General features: G+C 52.0%; 14 protein-coding genes and 1 pseudogene. 12 read left to right on the plus strand and 3 right to left on the minus strand.

Annotated elements, in window-relative coordinates; genetic code table 11:
- The first annotated feature begins 364 nt into the window (after positions 1–364).
- From HGO37_RS24950 to HGO37_RS24970, 5 genes are all read left to right on the plus strand, one after another.
- On the plus strand, positions 365–1,963 hold the full coding sequence (locus tag HGO37_RS24950; RefSeq protein ID WP_192489337.1) for a peptide ABC transporter substrate-binding protein: 1,599 nt from the start codon (positions 365–367) through the stop codon (positions 1,961–1,963).
- 52 nt (positions 1,964–2,015) lie between these two features.
- The gene (gene oppB, locus HGO37_RS24955; protein ID WP_192489336.1) at positions 2,016–2,939 is read left to right on the plus strand and encodes an oligopeptide ABC transporter permease OppB; all 924 of its coding nucleotides are present in this window, start codon (positions 2,016–2,018) and stop codon (positions 2,937–2,939) included.
- Positions 2,932–4,062 carry an ABC transporter permease gene (locus HGO37_RS24960; RefSeq protein ID WP_250985723.1) on the plus strand — a complete coding sequence of 377 codons (1,131 nt, stop codon included), beginning with the start codon at positions 2,932–2,934 and terminating at the stop codon, positions 4,060–4,062. Before oppB ends, HGO37_RS24960 begins: the two co-directional genes overlap by 8 nt.
- Before the next feature lies 1 nt (position 4,063).
- Entirely contained in the window at positions 4,064–5,665 is a 1,602-nt protein-coding gene (locus HGO37_RS24965) for an ABC transporter ATP-binding protein (RefSeq protein WP_250985724.1), read from the plus strand.
- A gap of 226 nt (positions 5,666–5,891) precedes the next feature.
- Entirely contained in the window at positions 5,892–6,899 is a 1,008-nt protein-coding gene (locus HGO37_RS24970) for an NAD-dependent epimerase (protein ID WP_250985725.1), read from the plus strand.
- 56 nt (positions 6,900–6,955) lie between these two features.
- Here the strand turns inward: HGO37_RS24970 and HGO37_RS24975 are convergent, their stop codons facing one another.
- Positions 6,956–7,987, minus strand: coding sequence for an SAM-dependent methyltransferase (locus HGO37_RS24975; RefSeq protein ID WP_250985726.1), 1,032 nt, complete (start codon positions 7,985–7,987; stop codon positions 6,956–6,958).
- Complete coding sequence (locus HGO37_RS24980; protein WP_250985727.1) at positions 7,984–8,793, minus strand: DUF1295 domain-containing protein; 810 nt, start codon at positions 8,791–8,793, stop codon at positions 7,984–7,986. Before HGO37_RS24980 ends, HGO37_RS24975 begins: the two co-directional genes overlap by 4 nt.
- A gap of 237 nt (positions 8,794–9,030) precedes the next feature.
- On the opposite strand from HGO37_RS24980, the gene HGO37_RS24985 reads away from it, so the two are divergent.
- Together HGO37_RS24985 and HGO37_RS24990 are read left to right on the plus strand one after the other, a co-directional pair.
- Positions 9,031–9,399 (plus strand): DUF2147 domain-containing protein, encoded by a 369-nt coding sequence (locus HGO37_RS24985; RefSeq protein WP_250985728.1) that lies wholly within the window; start codon positions 9,031–9,033, stop codon positions 9,397–9,399.
- Positions 9,400–9,452: 53 nt separating this feature from the next.
- Positions 9,453–10,457 carry an alpha/beta fold hydrolase gene (locus tag HGO37_RS24990; RefSeq protein WP_502941460.1) on the plus strand — a complete coding sequence of 335 codons (1,005 nt, stop codon included), beginning with the start codon at positions 9,453–9,455 and terminating at the stop codon, positions 10,455–10,457.
- Between the two features lie 93 nt (positions 10,458–10,550).
- Here the strand turns inward: HGO37_RS24990 and HGO37_RS24995 are convergent, their stop codons facing one another.
- Positions 10,551–11,141, minus strand: a complete 591-nt coding sequence (locus tag HGO37_RS24995; protein ID WP_250985729.1) for a hypothetical protein — start codon at positions 11,139–11,141, stop codon at positions 10,551–10,553.
- 582 nt (positions 11,142–11,723) lie between these two features.
- Here HGO37_RS24995 and HGO37_RS25000 point away from each other — a divergent pair.
- From HGO37_RS25000 to HGO37_RS25020, 5 genes and pseudogenes are all read left to right on the plus strand, one after another.
- The gene (locus HGO37_RS25000; RefSeq protein WP_250985730.1) at positions 11,724–13,502 is read left to right on the plus strand and encodes an EAL domain-containing protein; all 1,779 of its coding nucleotides are present in this window, start codon (positions 11,724–11,726) and stop codon (positions 13,500–13,502) included.
- A gap of 267 nt (positions 13,503–13,769) precedes the next feature.
- Positions 13,770–15,698 carry a methyl-accepting chemotaxis protein gene (locus tag HGO37_RS25005; protein WP_250985731.1) on the plus strand — a complete coding sequence of 643 codons (1,929 nt, stop codon included), beginning with the start codon at positions 13,770–13,772 and terminating at the stop codon, positions 15,696–15,698.
- A 264-nt stretch (positions 15,699–15,962) separates the two neighbouring features.
- Positions 15,963–16,718 (plus strand): FadR/GntR family transcriptional regulator, encoded by a 756-nt coding sequence (locus tag HGO37_RS25010; protein ID WP_250985732.1) that lies wholly within the window; start codon positions 15,963–15,965, stop codon positions 16,716–16,718.
- 30 nt (positions 16,719–16,748) lie between these two features.
- Positions 16,749–17,102 (plus strand): cupin domain-containing protein, encoded by a 354-nt coding sequence (locus HGO37_RS25015; RefSeq protein ID WP_502941461.1) that lies wholly within the window; start codon positions 16,749–16,751, stop codon positions 17,100–17,102.
- A gap of 109 nt (positions 17,103–17,211) precedes the next feature.
- Positions 17,212–17,470, plus strand: a pseudogene (locus HGO37_RS25020) (ABC transporter permease); the annotation flags it as partial.

Below are 17,470 nucleotides of genomic sequence, written 5' to 3' on the forward strand. Positions count from 1 at the left end.
TTTGCGAGCACAGTACAATCCAAAACTGTATTTCAGGCCTGTTGTCATTTGTGTCTCGTTGACTGAAACGTTGCAGTGGGTATGAATGTTTCAAGAGCGCCCGGGTGAATCGCCTATTGTTGCGAACTCTAGTGGGCGTTTGAATTTTTGTTGCGCGTCACGGCTGTTTTCGTCGTCGGTGTTATCCACTCAGGCGCTTTGTATAAATTGCCTTCAAATAAATGACCATACACTTATGCAACCTATGAGGGATTAAATGCTGCGGGTTCAGCGCTAAATTGATGTCATTCGATGGGAAGTATCTTGCTTTCCATTCAAAACTGTCATTCCTTGCCCATTCCTCGAAAAATCTGGGAGATAAAAAATGAACTCATTCAAAACAACAACAAGAGCAGCTGTTCTGCTCGGTTCCCTCCTCATTGGCGCAAGTTCAGCCTTGGCTGAGACCGTTCTTCATCGTGGCAACTCGGGTGAGCCACAGACCCTCGATCAGGCGCAGACTTCGATCAATATCGAAGCGTTCATTGTCAAAGACCTCTATGAAGGTTTGACGATTTACGATGCTCACGGCAAGATCATCCCTGGTGCGGCAGAAAGCTGGACCGTTTCTGATGATGGCACCGTTTACACTTTCAAGCTGCGTGCCAACGCAAAGTGGTCGGATGGAACGCCTGTAACCGCGCAGGACTTCGTTTTCTCCTACAAACGCGTTGAAGACCCGGCGACTGCAGCGAAATACGCGAATATTCTTTATCCGATCAAGAATGCCGAGAAGGTCAACAAGGGTGAAGCGCCTGTTGACGAACTTGGTGTAAAGGCCGTGGACGAAAAGACGCTCGAAATCACGCTTGAGCGTGCGACGCCATTCTTCCTCGAGCTTCTGGCTCACCAGACTGCATTGCCGGTTTCGCAGGCAAGCATTGAAAAGAACGGCAAGGACTTTGTTAAGCCCGGCGTGATGGTGTCCAACGGCGCTTACAAACTTCAGGCACACGTTCCAAACGACAGCCTGACTGTTGTTAAGAACGAGAATTTCTGGGACGCAGAAAACGTAAAGATCGATAAGGTCGTTTTCTACCCGATCGAGGACCAGGCTGCATCGGTTCGCCGTTTTGAAGCCAAGGAAATGGATCTGGCCTACAACTTCTCGGCAGATCAGATCGACCGCCTGACAAAGGCCTATGGCGATCAGGTTCACGTTTCGCCGACGCTGGCCACCTATTATTACGCTTTCGACACCCGCCAGGAGCCTTATAGCGATGTTCGCGTGCGTCAGGCCCTGTCCATGGCCGTTGACCGTGACTTCCTTGCCAAGGAAATCTACAGCGGTTCGCAGGTTCCTGCCTACTCCATGGTTCCTCCTGGTATCGACAGCTATGGTGAGCCATCAAAGGCCGACTTTGCTTCGCTCTCACAGCTTGATCGCGAAGACAAGGCTATCGAACTGATGAAGGAAGCCGGTTACGGTGAAGGCGCAAAGCCGCTGGAAATCGAAATCCGCTACAACACCAACCCGAACCACGAGCGTGTGGCAACCGCTATCGCGGATATGTGGAAAAACACATTCGGTGCCAAGGTTTCCCTGGTTAACCTCGACGTGTCCTCGCACTACGCTTACCTGCAGGAAGGTGGCAAGTTCAACGTAGCCCGTGCTGGCTGGGTTGCTGACTATGCCGACGCTGAAAACTTCCTTGCACTTTCCGTCTCCACAAATACGACGTTCAACTACGGCAAGTTCAAGAATGATGAATATGATGCCTTGATGAAGAAGTCGTATGAAGAAGCCGACATGACTGCGCGTGCAAAAATCCTGCACGAAGCAGAGGCTATCCTGTCTCGCGAGCAGCCGGTTGCTCCGCTTCTGACTCAGGCTGATCTTTGGCTCGTTTCCAGCCGTGTAAAGGGCTGGGAAGATAACGCCGCAAACGAGCATTTGAGCCGTTTCCTGAGCATCTCTGAGTAACAATAAGTGGCACGGCGGCGTCCCCGCCGTGCCATACCGGAGTTAACGTACCATGTTATCATTTATTCTGCGCCGATTGGCGAGCGCGGTGCCGACACTGTTTATTGTCGTCACGATTTCGTTTTTCCTGATGCGCTTTGCGCCAGGTGGACCTTTCAACCTTGAGCGTCCGTTACCGCCTCAGACGATGGAAAATCTGATGAGGACCTATCAGCTGGATCAGCCATTGTGGCGCCAGTACATTCACTACATCACCAATGCCGTGACTGGTGATTTCGGGCCGAGCTATATTTACAAGGACAACACTGTCGCCGAGTTGATCGGAAAAGGTCTGCCTTATTCGCTCGAACTTGGCTTTTACGCGCTGCTGTTGGCACTCGTCGGCGGCGTATTGGCTGGTACATTGGCTGCCTTGAGGCAGAACAGTACCTTTGATTTTTCACTCATGTCGGTTTCGACCGTTGGTATTACCGTACCGAACTTCGTTGTCGGTCCTGTGCTGACACTGGTTTTTGCCGTTCTGCTCGGTTGGTTGCCAGCCGGTAGCTGGGGCGACGGATCGCTGCGTTATCTCATCCTGCCGATGATTGCACTTGCCCTGCCTCAGTTGGCGGTGATTGCCCGTCTGACGCGTGGTTCGATGATCGAAGCACTGAGGATGGACCACATTCGCACCGTCAAGGCCTATGGTCTTCCTGCAAGAACGGTTGTCATCATCCACGCGATGCGTGCCGCCATGTTGCCGGTTGTGTCCTACCTTGCGCCTTGCGCCGCAGCGTTGCTGACGGGTTCGGCTGTCGTTGAAACCATCTTCACCATTCCAGGCGTCGGGCGCTACTTCGTCCTCGGTGCCATCAACCGTGATTATACGCTTGTTATGGGCACCGTTGTTCTCATTGCGATCTTCGTCATCGTTTTCAATCTTGTGGTCGACATCCTTTACGGCCTTCTTGATCCGAGGGTTCGCCATGACTGATATGTCTGCAAATACGGCTCCGCTGCCGTCTACAAAAAGTCGCAGCCTTTTCCAGCTTGCCGCTCTGCGGTTCCGTAGAAACCGTGCGGCAATGGCCGGTTCGATCATGCTGGCGCTGATTGCGCTTTTTTCCTTCATTGGTCCACATTTCCTGAACCACACCTATGACCAGGTGTTCCCATCCTATGTGTCCATCCCGCCGAGCCTTGAGCCACGTCCGGATGTCACCAATCTTCAGGGTGTTGTTGAGGGAATTGCTTCGCGTGCGCGCGTTGATCTCAAAGAGTTCGAGGTCAGCGGACAATCTTTTACCGCGACCGTAACCTCGGATAGCGAGATCGATCCGCGCACCACGCGTTATTTCGATCGCGCCAATGAGTTCGAAAACACCAAGGTAACAGCAACCGAAGACGATGGCCGTACGCTGAAGTTGGAAGGCAATGTTAACCGCGAATACTTCTTCTTCGGTACCGATTCCAACGGCCGTGACCTTCTGGTGCGTGTCATGCTCGGTGGTCAGATTTCGATTGCTGTCGGCATTCTCGCGAGCCTTGTGTCACTGGGCATTGGCGTTATCTACGGCGCGACGTCTGGTTACATCGGCGGACGTGTCGACAACGTCATGATGCGTATTGTCGAGATCCTCTATTCACTGCCATTCGTGTTCCTCGTTGTGGTGCTGGTGGTGTTTTTCGGCCGCAGCTTCATCCTGATCTTTCTGGTGATTGGTGCGGTCGAGTGGCTGGATATGGCGCGTATCGTGCGCGGGCAGACGCTTGCATTGAAGCGGCGTGAGTTTGTCGGTGCAGCGCAGGCGTTGGGATTGACGGATTGGCAGATCATTCGCCGTCACATTATCCCTAACACGATTGGCCCCGTTGTGGTGTTCGTTACCGTTGTTGTTCCAAAGGTCATTCTTCTTGAAAGCTTCCTGTCCTTCCTTGGTCTCGGTGTTCAGGCGCCGCTGACAAGTTGGGGAGCGTTGATTTCAGAAGGCGCAAACAATATCCAGTCTGCACCATGGCTTTTGATTTTCCCGGCCACCTTCTTCGTTCTGACGTTGTTCTCTTTGAACTTCGTTGGTGATGGCCTGCGCGATGCGCTCGATCCGAAGGACCGCTGACATGAATGACACATCACAAACCATTCTTGCCGTTCGTGGACTGAAGGTTGATTTCGCCACGCCTGACGGAACGGTCAATGCCGTCAAGGGCATTGACCTCGACGTCCGGGCAGGCGAAACGCTCGCTGTCGTAGGTGAATCCGGTTCCGGAAAAAGCCAGACCATGATGGGTATCATGGGACTTCTGGCAGCCAATGGCCAAGTGCAGGGTTCCGCCAAATATCGCGGCCATGAACTTGTCGGCTTGCGTTCGGATGAGCTCAACACCATCCGCGGCGCCAAGATCACCATGATCTTCCAAGAGCCGATGACCTCGCTTGATCCGCTCTACAAGATCGGCAAGCAGATTGCCGAGCCTATCCTGCATCACCGCGGAGGCAGTCGCAAAGAGGCACGCGCCCGTGTTCTGGAATTGCTGGAACTGGTTGGTATTCCGGATCCGGCACGTCGCATCGACAGTTATCCGCACGAGCTTTCTGGTGGCCAACGTCAACGTGTCATGATTGCAATGGCACTGGCCAATGAGCCGGACATTCTGATTGCCGACGAGCCGACAACAGCACTCGACGTGACAATCCAGGCCCAGATCCTTGACCTGCTTAAATCCTTGCAGCAGCGTTTTGGTATGGCCATCGTGTTGATTACGCACGATCTCGGAGTGGTGAAGCACTTTGCTGATCGTGTCACGGTGATGCGTCGGGGCGAGGTTGTTGAAGCTGGTTCCACATCGGACATTTTTGAACGTCCTCAACAGGACTACACGAAAATGCTGCTGGATGCCGAACCAAGCGGACGCAAGCCGGACGTGGCCGATGAGGCGCAGGTTGTGCTGTCCGGGCAAGCCGTAACCGTCGATTACCAGATTGCTGGCGGGTTCCTGTCGGGCAAAAAAAGTGCGTTCCGTGCTGTCAATGGTGTCGATGTCACGTTGCGACAGGGACAAACAATTGGTGTTGTCGGGGAGTCCGGTTCCGGAAAATCCACGCTCGGCCGTGCCCTGTTGAAGCTGGTAGAAGCCAAGGGAAAGGTCGTATTCGAAAAGACGGATATTTCCGGTTTCGATCGAAAAGCCATGCGGCCCCTGCGCAAGAAACTGCAGCTGGTGTTTCAGGACCCATACGGTTCACTTTCGCCGCGCCAGACGGTCGGTGAAATTGTCACTGAAGGCCTGTTCGTGCATGAGCCACAATTGAGTCGGGCAGAGCGAGACCAGCGTGCCATCAAGGCGCTGCAGGAGGTTGGACTCGATCCCGACGCCCGCAATCGTTATCCGCATGAGTTTTCAGGCGGCCAACGACAGCGTATCGCAATTGCGCGTGCCATTATCCTGAAGCCCGATGTCGTCATTCTTGATGAACCGACGTCAGCCCTTGACCGCTCGGTTCAGGGGCAGGTTATAGATCTGTTGCGCAACCTGCAGAAAACGCATGGTCTGTCCTACATTTTCATCAGCCACGACCTGTCGGTTATCAAGGCTATGTCAGACTACGTCATGGTGATGAAGGACGGCAAGGTTGTTGAGGAAGGCACGACAGATGCAATCTTCGAGGCACCGCGAGAGACGTACACGCAAACGCTGATGAACGCCGCTTTTACCGCCTGATGCTGAGAGGCAGTCGCTTATATTTGGCGACTGCCTTGCCCTTATGTCGTTTTAAAACTGGCAAAAAATTCAGCCAATTGATGTTTTTGATATCTGCTTTGCGTAATTGCTGCACACTTTTACGCGACCTACTGTAGAGCTATTCACGGCGAGGGATTGTTGTGGTTATAGAGGCAAGGGCTCTAAACCTAAGAGCGCGTTTATTCAGCAGGTCGAAGGATAATTGATGAGAGTGTTATTGACGGGTGCAGCCGGCTTTATTGGCTACCATACGGCTGTCATTCTCCTGGAGCGGGGTGATGAGGTTCTTGGGATTGATAACCTCAATGAATATTACGACGTCAATTTGAAACTATCCCGCCTCTCTCTGCTAAAAAACTATAAGAATTTTTCGTTCATCAAAGCCGATCTTTCAGACCGAGACGCCGTAGATAACTCATTTGCTGGCTTCAAACCGCAGCGGGTCATTAACCTCGCGGCGCAAGCTGGTGTACGGTACGGTTCTCAAAACCCACACAGCTATATCGACTCCAATATTGTGGGTTTTCTCAATATCCTCGAGGGATGTAGACATCACGCAATTGAGCATCTTACTTTTGCGTCTTCCAGTTCGGTATATGGTGCCAATCTGAAAGTGCCTTTCAGTGCTCACGATACTGTCGATCACCCGTTGAGTCTGTATGCGGCAACGAAGAAATCGAATGAGTTGATGGCTCATTCATATTCGCATTTGTATCGGCTTCCCGTGACCGGTCTTCGTTTCTTTACTGTCTATGGTCCTTGGGGTCGTCCGGACATGTCTCCATTTTTATTTACGAAAAAAATACTCGCTGGAGATCCAATCGATGTTTTCAATTATGGCAATCACTTGCGAGACTTTACGTTCGTCGATGACATCGCCAAGGGCGTAGTTGGAACATTGGATGCTATTCCCGTCCCAAACAAAACTTGGGACGCTATGAACCCGGACCCAAGCAGTTCAACGGCTCCGTATCGGCTTTACAATATCGGCAATAACACCTCGGTAGAGTTGAATTACTTCATCGAATGCATTGAGAAAGCGGTTGGTAAAACCGCTATAAAGAACATGTTGCCTCTTCAGCCGGGTGACGTTTTTCAAACCTTCGCCGATGTGGATGATCTTGTCACCGACATCGGTTTTAAGCCGCAAACCTCAATTGAGGAGGGAATTGAGAAATTTGTCGCCTGGTTCCGGCAGTACTACCAACTGTGATGTCCGCTCGTCCCACGTCGAAAGCTAGCATTCAAATCTGGTTTTTTTAAATGCATTCACCGGTGCGTTGGTGCAAGCAAGTAGTGACCAACCCCCCAGACGTCGCCATTGTCGTGACCGAAGAGGCCGGCTGTTGCGAGGAAGAACAATCGCCAGCGACGCTCCCAAAGATGAGCGTCCTTGCCATAGACGGTTTTGAACAACGGTTTTATCTGGTTGATTTCGCGGTCGAAATTTGCCCGCCAATCGAGAGCCGTTTGTTGATAATGTTGGCCAGACCAACGCCAATCCTGTTCAACGGTGAAGCTCTCCCCAAAGCGATAAGGCAGATCATAAGCGGGCATGATGCCGCCGGTGAAGAAATGATGCGCAATCCAGTCTGCAGGATTGTGGTGGTCGAAACGATAGGAGCGGTTCTTGTGCGTGAAAACATGCAGGAACAATTTTCCGTCCGGTTTCAGCCATCCGTGCACGCGTTCAAGAAGCGTGTGCCAGTTTGACATGTGCTCGAACATTTCCACCGAAACCACCCGATCAAACGTTCTTTCGGTTTCAAAAATATTCATGTCGGCCGTGACAACATTCAGGTTTGTCAAACCCTTATCCTGGGCTTTGGCGTTTATGTATTCACGTTGAGAGGCCGAGTTGGAGACAGATACGATCGAGGAGCGCGGGAAATTTTCGGCCATCCAGAGGGAAAGTGAACCCCAGCCGCAGCCGAGTTCGAGGATTGTCATGCCATCTTCAATTCCGGCATGTTTGACTGTCTGTCTCAGCGCCTCACGTTCCGCGTCAGCAAGGGAGGTGTTTAGATCAGGATAAAAACAGGACGAATATTTTCGCCGCGGACCGAGCACCAGCGAAAAAAACTCCGCCGGCACTTCGTAATGTTGCCGGTTGGCATCACTCGTATGTGTTGCAACGGGAAACTTAGCCATCTCAGACACAAATTCAATTTCCCGGCCATGGGGAATGGTTTCCAGACGGCGTTTGGTGCGGTTACACAGGAAGTCAATTCCAGCAAGTGTCATACCGTCTGATAATGGCATTCTCTCCGCGGCATTGATGGCAAAGGCCAGCATGTTCATTGTGTTGCTCCTTGTTCAGTGGCGGAGTTCGTTTTGCGTGGACCGGGGAAGAAAGCGTTGACACGTGCCTGCAAGGCTCGAAATTTTTCACCGCGACTTCTCATCATATGTTCTTCAAGCGGTGGAATGCCGGAAACATGAACCAGCAGCCAGTACATCATGGCGGGCGCGAGCAACGCCAACCAGCTCCAACCGTTCGCGTTGATTGCCAGCAACGGCCAGGTGCACCAGAATAACCATTCAAAAAAGTAGTTCGGGTGGCGAGAGTAACGCCACAATCCAATTTCACAGACACCCGTTTTGGCTTCTGGTGTTTTTCTGAAACCCGCCAATTGAGCGTCTGAAAGGCTTTCGCCTGCGAGAGCTATGACGGCGATGCCAAGTGCAATCAAATCAACAATCCGAGGAAACGGGCTTTCGTTGCTGGCGGCTAGATACACTGCCAAAACCAGTACAAATGCTGCGACAGCTTGTATCTGCAAGAACCAGAATAATCTGAACGAGGCTGCCTTTCCCCATTGTTCAATGAACTTGGCGTAGCGGGGATCTTCCTTGGCGCCCTTTGAGCGCGTCCCGATGTGGGCTCCAAGTCGCAACGACCACAATGCGATGATGATGAAGATCATGATGCGGCGTTCGCTTGCGCCATCAGCCCAAATTGCCGATGCAATGCCACCAAGTCCGACCGCAAATGACCAGATTGTATCGATCCAGCCGCTGTTGCCGGTCCTGCGCTGCGTGGCCCATGCACCGATCATTGCAAGAGAAAGACCACCTGCTGCGAAAATGAGGAAACTGAAATCCATTTCTACCGCCTGTTGAACAGCAATGTCACACTGCTTTCATCACCTATCTACGGAACTGACGGCATTCTGGTTTCGTTTAATGGGCAAAATATTCAAATAAAGATTCCTGGCGGAACTGAACCGTTTCCAACAGTCACTCGTATTGCTTCTGTATATGTGAATTCGCACCAGTCGCTGTCCGCGACCTGTTGCTCCAGTCGGTTCAATGCGATTGGAGCGTGAAGAGGAGTGTAGGGTATGAAATGGATATTACCAGTTTCAATCATCCTTTGCCTTGGCTCGAACTCTGCAATGGCAGAGGATATTTTCGGGCAATGGTCGCGCGGTGATGGCAATGCCCGGGTAAAGATCGACCAGTGTGGAGCCAATATCTGTGCGACGAATACGTGGATAAAACCGGGTACACCGAAAGAAAAAACCGGTGACAAGCTTGTCATGACCATTTCGCCTGCCTCAGATGGGAAATATTCCGGAACCGCTTTCGATCCGCAGCGCGATCTTACCTACAAGATCAGCGTTGATGTGAAGGGCAACAACATGACGACCAAGGGCTGCGTCCTTGCCGGTTTGCTGTGCAAGGGCGTTCAATGGACAAGGCTGGATTGACGTCATGACTATAATCGACATGAATGCCAATCAGTGAGAATGTCAGGAGAAAAATGGTCGTTCGGGGCGTGTTCTATGTGGTTCTCGGCGCTCTCATGATGACGTTAGCATCAGGGATGAAAGCTCCAACTTCCGCAAATCCGGTCGAGGACGAACGCCTTATTGATGTTGGCGGGTTCATGATGAACAGCCTTTTGCTGGAACCCGCACACAAGGCTGATTTGCCCCCGATTGTCTTTATTCACGGTGCCAGCACCAGCCTGTATGATCCATTGTTCGCCTTTCGCTCCAGTTTGGAGGGGCGAGCCACACTGCTGTTTGTTGACAGGCCTGGTCATGGTCGTTCGCAGATCGGCGGCAAGGGCAACATTTTGCCGGATGGACAGGCGGATGGCATTGCAAGTCTGATGGACGAGCGTGGCATCAAAAGTGCAATCGTGGTTGGTCACTCTTACGGCGGCGCAATTGCTGCTGCGCTTGCTTTGCGTCATCCAGAGAAGGTGAAGGGACTGGTTTTCCTGTCGCCTGCGGTTTATGACTGGCCGGGCGGCGTCTCGTGGTATTATGACGCTGCGCGTGTCCCGATTACCGGTGTTTTGTTCAGCACCCTTGTTGCGCCACCGGCAGGGCTGTTGGCGATTGGCGCAGCGACAAAGTCAGTGTTTGCACCAAACCCCGTACCACAAAACTATATAGCCCAAACCAAAGCACTGCAGGCTTTGCGCCCGGTTGCCTTCCGTCACAACGCATTGGAAGTCGCATCTCTGAATGCGTGGGCCAAAACGGCATCCCGCCAATATTCCGAGATAAAAGCGAGGACAATTATCATCACAGGTGATGCTGATAAGGTTGTGTCGCCGGAGATACACTCAAAACAGCTGGCACGCGCCATCAAAGGCTCGAAGCTGCTTGTCGTGCACGATCTTGGACACAAGCCGGATTACATCGCGGGCGATCTTGTCGTTGCAGCAATTGAGGTTGCGGCCGGCAAAAAACGGGATCTTTCACGGATACTAAAATCTGTCGAACGACGCATAGCAGATGATAGGCCTATGTGAGCCACGTCATATGTTGCTGACGGTGAAGAAAAACTGCGCAAATGGTATTTGCACAGTCTTAAACGGCAGTTGGGTGGCCGTTGGCAAGCCAGTTTAACGGCAGCGAACTTTAGTCTTCTCGCAACCGATACGGTTCATCGTGACGTTGACAGGGGGATATGCGAAATCATCTTTTTTCTGGTCGGAACCTGCGTTTACTGCCGCCATGATGACAACACCTATCAGGCCACCATTGCTACCTGAAGCCATGCGTTGTTCGGCAGACTTATTGATTGCAGTCACGTTGCTGAAACTGGTCCTGTAGCCCGCAGCGTTGCAACTCACTGAAATCGGGCGTGATGCATAGCCGTAGTCGGGAACACGCACTTCGGCCGGAGTTTTTATAGATGCGCTGTAGCCGTCGCTTTCCAGCTTGCAACTAACACCCTCAATCTCCGTACGGGAACTAAATTCCGCACCACCCTTGTTCACATATTCATATGTACGGATGGTCACAATTTCATTGCCTTTGAGTGCAGGGATATCTTGGCCAGCTGCACGTTGAGGAGCTAGCATATCTCCGTGCTGTATGCCCGAGGCAGTCGGTGTGGCGGCAACGCTCATGGCAAGTGGCTTTCCAGTCTGGCAACCGGTTAATCCGGTAAGAGCGATAACCATGCCTGGAAACAGTAAGCGCGAAATCATGCATGCAACCCTGAATATGCGAATGGCTGCCTTTTATTGCAGCATCAGCACCAGTCAATCGCCAAGGTAGAGGTGGGATAGCATAACGAAATACAAGGTAATCAAAGCGTTATGACGATAGATCGCTTTGAAACTTTGACTGTCGGTCAGCATTCGCAGCAGTTCATCCATGATGCCTTGGTATTTCGAGGCACTTTTTTCTTACCTCTAACCTCGAGAAGTACGCAATAGACAGGATTTCAACGGCTGCCGTGTAATCTTCGAAACTCAAACCGAGCAGGATACGCTCAGCCGGTTCCTTATGGCGGCCTCGCAGTCGCGTAAATCTTTGACGCCGATATTTGCAAATGCGGAACAGCGAGTGTCGGTAGATGTCAGCCGAGGCCAGCCAGAGATAATTTCGCACTGGGGGGGCGCTAGTTTTTTCCCGCTGCGGTCAACAGTGCTTGGTGGCTTAATTCAGATCTACCTAAGATGGTGATGGTTTTCACAAACGCGTGATAATTGATCTGGTTTTCATACTTTCCTATCCAGCGACCTCTAAGTCAGACAACTCCACCACGTCCGAGCCATTGAGTGATTATGACGAGTACATTTTTTCCTTCCATCGACGATCTGTTAGCGGCGGTCGAAGGAAGTCGGTTTGTGCCAGCATTCCAACCATTTATCGATCTTGAAACGCAAAAGACGAGCGGATTTGAGGTCCTGGCGCGCTGGGATCATCCTGCTCATGGTGTGATAAATCCGGATGCATTCATCTCCACAGCCGAATCTGTCGGAGCCATCAACGCGATCACATTACAGGTTCTGGAGAAGGCATGTCGGGAGCTTACCTGCGCGCCGCGCAGTTTAACACTCGCTCTCAATCTGTCTCCGGTACAGTTCCGGAATGACGAAATCGTTTCCTTGATTGGTGGGGTTGTCTCAAATGCGGGACTGCTTCCATCTCAAATAGAAATCGAACTGACGGAAAATGCGCTTCTCGACGATATTGAAACCGCTCACCAGGTTGCAAAACGTTTCAGAGACGAAGGTTTTCTGCTGTCGCTGGATGATTTCGGGACCGGTTTTTCAAGTCTCACGCGCTTGCATTCCCTGCCTTTCAACACGCTGAAAATCGATAAGCAATTTGTTGGCAGCATGGACCAGAACCCGGCGAGCCGACGCATCGTGTCCTCTGTAATCGATCTTGGCCAAAGTTTGGGTATGAGAGTTGTTGCTGAGGGGATTGAAACGCCACACCAACTGGCTTTGCTGCAACGGATGGGATGCAATGTGGGCCAAGGGTATCACCTTGGCCGCCCGACATTGGGAAAGTTGCCAAGAGAGCTTCGTTATCCTTTCGGCGGCCGTGCGAAAGGTTCCTCCGGGGCCTCTCGTTATCAACGCAAGTTCCACTCTGAGGCCATCTATGAAAACAGCCCGTGCGCGCTAGCGCTTCTTGATGGGGATGGACGGATTTTGCGAATGAATGAGCAATTCGCCCACGTCATGAGTCTGGTTGAAAAGCAATCAATCGGTTCGCATTTTGCGCAGCACTTTGACAGAAAGAACGCCTTTAGGATCACGCAAATTTTGGCCCATATGGCGCGTGGGCGTGAAATCAGACAGCAGGAAGTGAAGGATCGTCGCTCCAGTAAAACTTTCGTCGTGAATTGCACACGCGTCAACGACGACGATGGTGGTTTCATCGGGTTTTCACTTGCGTTAACCGACATTAGTCGCCTCAGGCAGGTTGAGGCAGTCTTGAAAGCCGATGAGGGTTATGCGCGGTTGTTGGCGACGGAGGAAAGACTTCACATCATCTGGGCGGCAAACAGCGCAGGGACCATCGACTATCTCGGGCCGACGCTGTCTGCGACTGAAAGTGTTGGCATGGAGGACCGTATCAAGGACTGGTACGGGCGTATGCACCCAGATGATCATATTCGAGTCCGCAAAAAGTGGCTGGAATGGTTGCCGTCAAAATTGCCTTTTGAGACAAACTTCCGGGTTCGGGATGTGTCAGGGCATTGGCGACAGGTACGCAGTGCTGCTAAGCCAAGTTTCGACAGTGCTGGTCAGGTTGAAAGCTGGATTGGTCTAATAACGGATTGTGCGGATCAATCGCCGCAGATACAAAAAGGTGATGAGAGCCCCCATAGCCCTTTGCTCGCTAAACTTACAGCGCAGCAACTTGACCTTCTCACATGGGCTGCGGCGGGGAAATCAAATGCCGACATAGCGACGATTACAGGTCTATCGCGGCGTGGCGTGGAGTATCATATGGAGCAGATACTCAAAAAGCTGGGTGTGGCCAGTAAAGTGCAAGCCGCAGCCCTTCTGGGCAGACACGGCCCTCAAGAATCACCGAAAGAGTAAATCTGTGGTGGCATACCCTAGGTTGTTTGTGGTTTACAACTGGTTACCAAACCAGTCCTGATTGTGATTATTGTAAAGTATGACGTGTCGCGTGAACCTCTAAAGTTCAGTGATTCACATATCTTCTCGCCGTTTCTCAACACTACTTTCTGTGTGCCGCCGGGGAGATGAGGTGGCCAATGATTGGTTGCTGCACGTGCATGCTTATGGTCCAGATTTGCAATCTTTCAGCACGAGAAAGTTGGACTTGTTATTTTGAGGTAATTCATGTCCTTCCTCGCAAATTCAAAGATCAAAACCAAAATTCTTTCGCTAATTTTGCCGCTTAGTCTTCTCGGAGTCGGCGGAGTGTCTGTGGTCTCCTATACGTATATGAAAACAGATGCGGCCTATTCCGATATGCTTGCCAGCGATGTCGTTCTTGCCACCACGCTGAACCGTTCAACGATTGCAGCAATGTCTATTGCCTATACGGCCAACCAAGTCCGATTTTACGAAACAGGTTCTGCGGAATCCATCGCTGCTTTGAAGCAATACGAAGCTGATAAGCTTTTGCTGACAAGCAGATTAGACAATGCAAAGATGATGTCGCAAAATCAGTCGGGGGCTATCGACGGCTACATTCGCCTTGCAAACGACATTATCAAATTGACTGATGATGCGATCGCATTCGATAGCAAGGATATGGATGACGAGGCCGTCAAATCACTTAAACAAGTCGATCCACTCATCGTTAAACTACGCAGTGACTTGCGCTCTGCAAACGAAGAAAATGACGCCAATATTGCTGCTGAATCTGACAGCCTATCAGCGCAAACCATATCTACAATCACAACGACATTAAGTTTGTTGGCGATACTGTTCGCTTTTGTCATCACCGCTTCGCTCGTTGTTGCGTCTCGCGGCATCAGTGGCCCGATTGCAGCATTGCAGCATCGCATGCGCACATTGGCCGACGGAAATGTTGAAACCGGTATTCCTGGTGAAGACCGTCGAGACGAAGTTGGAAGCATGGCAAAAGCTGTGGTCGTTTTCCTGGAAAATACGCGCCAGCGCTTGCGGCTTGAAGCGGAGGCCGATGCCAATCGCTCACTTAGTGAAAAAGAACGTATGGAGCGGGAGCGCAAAGCCGCAGAAGATGCTGCCAACGTCAAGTTCGCGGTGGATAATCTGGCAACTGGCCTGTCCAGACTGTCGGATGGCGACGTGACGTACCGTATCAACCACTCCTTTGTCGCCACACTCGATGGCGTCAGGATTGACTTCAATAACTCCGCTGAAAAGCTTCAGCTGGCGCTTGGTCGCGTCGCAAACAATGCGCGCGGGATCGATGCCGGCGCAAATGAAATCCGTTCCGCCGCTGACGATCTCGCCAAGCGTACGGAACAACAGGCGGCCGCTGTTGAAGAGACTGCTGCTGCACTGGAACAAATCACCACGGCCGTCAAGGATTCCAGCAAGCGGGCACATGAGGCCGGGCAACTGGTTGCTCGCGCCAAATCAGGTGCAGAGAAATCCGGGGATGTCGTGCGCAGTGCTGTTATCGCCATGGAGAAGATCGAAAAATCCTCGACGGAAATTTCCAATATCATCGGTGTGATCGATGAAATCGCCTTCCAGACAAATCTTCTCGCATTGAATGCCGGTGTAGAAGCTGCGCGCGCCGGTGAGGCAGGCAAGGGCTTTGCGGTTGTCGCACAGGAGGTGCGTGAGCTGGCGCAGCGTTCCGCTGCCGCAGCAAAGGAAATCAAAGCGTTGATCCTGATGTCGACTGATCAGGTTCAGGAGGGTGTTCAACTTGTTGATGAAACAGGCAAGGCACTCGAAGCCATCGTTGCCGAAGTTCAGGAAATCAATCGACATGTTTCTGCGATCGTTGACGCTTCCCAGGAGCAGTCATCCGGTTTGCAGCAGATCAACACTGCCGTAAACCAGATGGACCAGGACACGCAGAAGAATGCGGCCATGGTCGAGGAGACCACTGCTGCAAGTCATGGTCTTGCGCGTGAGGTTTCATCGCTCAACCAGTTGCTCGCCCAGTTCAAGACAACGTCGGACGCAGCAAGCGCGGTACAGGCTGCACCATCGGCAAATGTGCCAAAATATAGCGCGTCCCCCGTTCGTTCATTGACGAACAAGCTTGCAACGGCCTTTGTCGGCAATGCGGCGCTCAAGGCGGATTGGGAAGAGTTCTGATAGCGAAGCAGAACCCAGCCACAATGAAGACCCCGATGTGATGCGTCGGGGTCTTTCTGCTTCTTACCAGACGGGACTTTTCGCCAGAGCGATTTCTAATTGATCATTGTTGCGGTGTGTCTGGTCGTTTCCAGCGGAATCGCAACAAATTTGTTGTATTTTGTCTTCTGCCACTCAGCAAAGTGGCAGCACTTTCCATATCTGCTTGCAATAGACCAAGTACCCGGTAACATACCTGACAGATTTTGTGCAGGTGAGGCGGCAATGGACGTGGAAAGCAGAGCGGGCGTAGAACACGGTAAGTCGCTGGCGTCAAAAATCAGCTCTGCGCTGCGGCGTGATCTGATGGAGGGTGTTTTCCGCCCGGGAGACAGACTCCCCAGCGAAAGCGCTCTGAGCCGCGAATATTCGGTCAGTCGCACGGTTGTGCGTGAAGCGGTTGCCATCCTGCGTGCGGATGGCCTTGTGCACGCTCGCAAAGGTGCTGGAATATATGCGCTTGAATTGCCGCAGGAGCAGGACAAGCCTTTCAAGGATCTGACGACTGAACGCATTTCATCGGTTATCGAACTGCTTGAACTGAGGACTGTTTTTGAGGTCGAATCGGCCGGTTTGGCGGCGTCACGACGCTCTGCCGCGCAGATAGAAATGATTCTTGATGCTCACCGGAATATTGGAGAGTGTCTTGCCACGGGCATGCCGACCCGTGATGCCGACTTCAATCTTCACCTCGCCATTGCCGAGGCTACCCAAAACCGGCGTTTCCCGGAGTTTCTGCAGCTTATCCGCTCTGGCATCATCCCGCGTGGCGAGTTGCAGGGATCTGCTCCGGGCTCTCGGCCGAAAGACTACAATCTTCACCTCCAAGAAGAACACGGCCTGATCGTTGATGCGATCATTGAGGGCGATCCTGATCTGGCTCGAGAACGCATGCGCGCACATCTGCGTGGCAGTCTAGATCGCTACAAAGTGTTGTTGCGCTCAAAAGCCAAGGAAAGTGAAGAAATCACTCAGGCATAAACAGCCGTATTGTCAGACAGGCTGAGATATATGTATGATGACATGTTTAGTGTCATCAAGGAGGCCTATATGACCCTTCCCAAGTTCCCGGTTGTTTCACCGGACGTCGGCGTTCTCCGTCAGGTCCTTTCCGAATCCCCAGAGTTGATGGTTGTTTCATTCCGCTTCGAAACTGGAGCAGAAGGTAAGCTTCACAAGCATCCACACGTCCAATCCACCTATGTTTCCAAAGGAAAATTTCGGTTTTTCCGTGATGGCGCAGCCTATGAATTGAAGGTTGGCGACAGCCTCGTCATTCCTGGAAACATTGAACATGGCTGTGAATGCCTGGAAGAGGGGGAGTTAATCGACTGCTTTACACCCCGCCGGGACGATTTCCTGTAAGCGATGTAACTTGACAGATTTATAAACCTGTGACAGGTTGGTCAAAATTTGTCAGACAGGACGGGAGCCTGTTAAGGCGCGCTTCCCGCGGCTGGCAAACGGAGGAAACATGTCATCACGTCGCGTACAATTTAATGGTTGGGCCGAGCAGATTGGAACCATAGCGGTTACCCTGCTCGGCTTGCTTATGCTTACTTTCTTTATCGGCCGCATGATGCCCGCCGACCCGGTACGGGCGATCGTCGGTGAAGATGCGACACGGGAGACCTATGAGCAGGTCTTTCGTTCGCTCGGTCTCGACCGCCCCGTGTGGGAGCAGTTCTTCTTATATCTTCGCGATGTGCTGACGGGTAATTTCGGCACGTCTA

Origin of the sequence: Rhizobium sp. CG4, assembly GCF_023701965.1 — a bacterium.
Classification (GTDB): Bacteria; Pseudomonadota; Alphaproteobacteria; order Rhizobiales; family Rhizobiaceae; genus Agrobacterium.

Excerpts from the sequence above, each read along its gene's own strand:
- HGO37_RS25005 (WP_250985731.1), top strand. The coding sequence starts at position 13,770 with ATGTCCTTCCTCGCAAATTCAAAGATCAAAACCAAAATTCTTTCGCTA.
- HGO37_RS25010 (WP_250985732.1), top strand. The coding sequence starts at position 15,963 with ATGGACGTGGAAAGCAGAGCGGGCGTAGAACACGGTAAGTCGCTGGCG.
- HGO37_RS25015 (WP_502941461.1), top strand. The coding sequence starts at position 16,749 with ATGTATGATGACATGTTTAGTGTCATCAAGGAGGCCTATATGACCCTT.
- HGO37_RS24980 (WP_250985727.1), bottom strand. The coding sequence starts at position 8,793 with ATGGATTTCAGTTTCCTCATTTTCGCAGCAGGTGGTCTTTCTCTTGCA.
- HGO37_RS24985 (WP_250985728.1), top strand. The coding sequence starts at position 9,031 with ATGAAATGGATATTACCAGTTTCAATCATCCTTTGCCTTGGCTCGAAC.
- HGO37_RS24950 (WP_192489337.1), top strand. The coding sequence starts at position 365 with ATGAACTCATTCAAAACAACAACAAGAGCAGCTGTTCTGCTCGGTTCC.
- oppB (WP_192489336.1), top strand. The coding sequence starts at position 2,016 with ATGTTATCATTTATTCTGCGCCGATTGGCGAGCGCGGTGCCGACACTG.
- HGO37_RS24970 (WP_250985725.1), top strand. The coding sequence starts at position 5,892 with ATGAGAGTGTTATTGACGGGTGCAGCCGGCTTTATTGGCTACCATACG.
- HGO37_RS24975 (WP_250985726.1), bottom strand. The coding sequence starts at position 7,987 with ATGAACATGCTGGCCTTTGCCATCAATGCCGCGGAGAGAATGCCATTA.
- HGO37_RS24995 (WP_250985729.1), bottom strand. The coding sequence starts at position 11,141 with ATGATTTCGCGCTTACTGTTTCCAGGCATGGTTATCGCTCTTACCGGA.
- HGO37_RS24990 (WP_502941460.1), top strand. The coding sequence starts at position 9,453 with ATGGTCGTTCGGGGCGTGTTCTATGTGGTTCTCGGCGCTCTCATGATG.
- HGO37_RS24965 (WP_250985724.1), top strand. The coding sequence starts at position 4,064 with ATGAATGACACATCACAAACCATTCTTGCCGTTCGTGGACTGAAGGTT.
- HGO37_RS24960 (WP_250985723.1), top strand. The coding sequence starts at position 2,932 with ATGACTGATATGTCTGCAAATACGGCTCCGCTGCCGTCTACAAAAAGT.
- HGO37_RS25000 (WP_250985730.1), top strand. The coding sequence starts at position 11,724 with ATGACGAGTACATTTTTTCCTTCCATCGACGATCTGTTAGCGGCGGTC.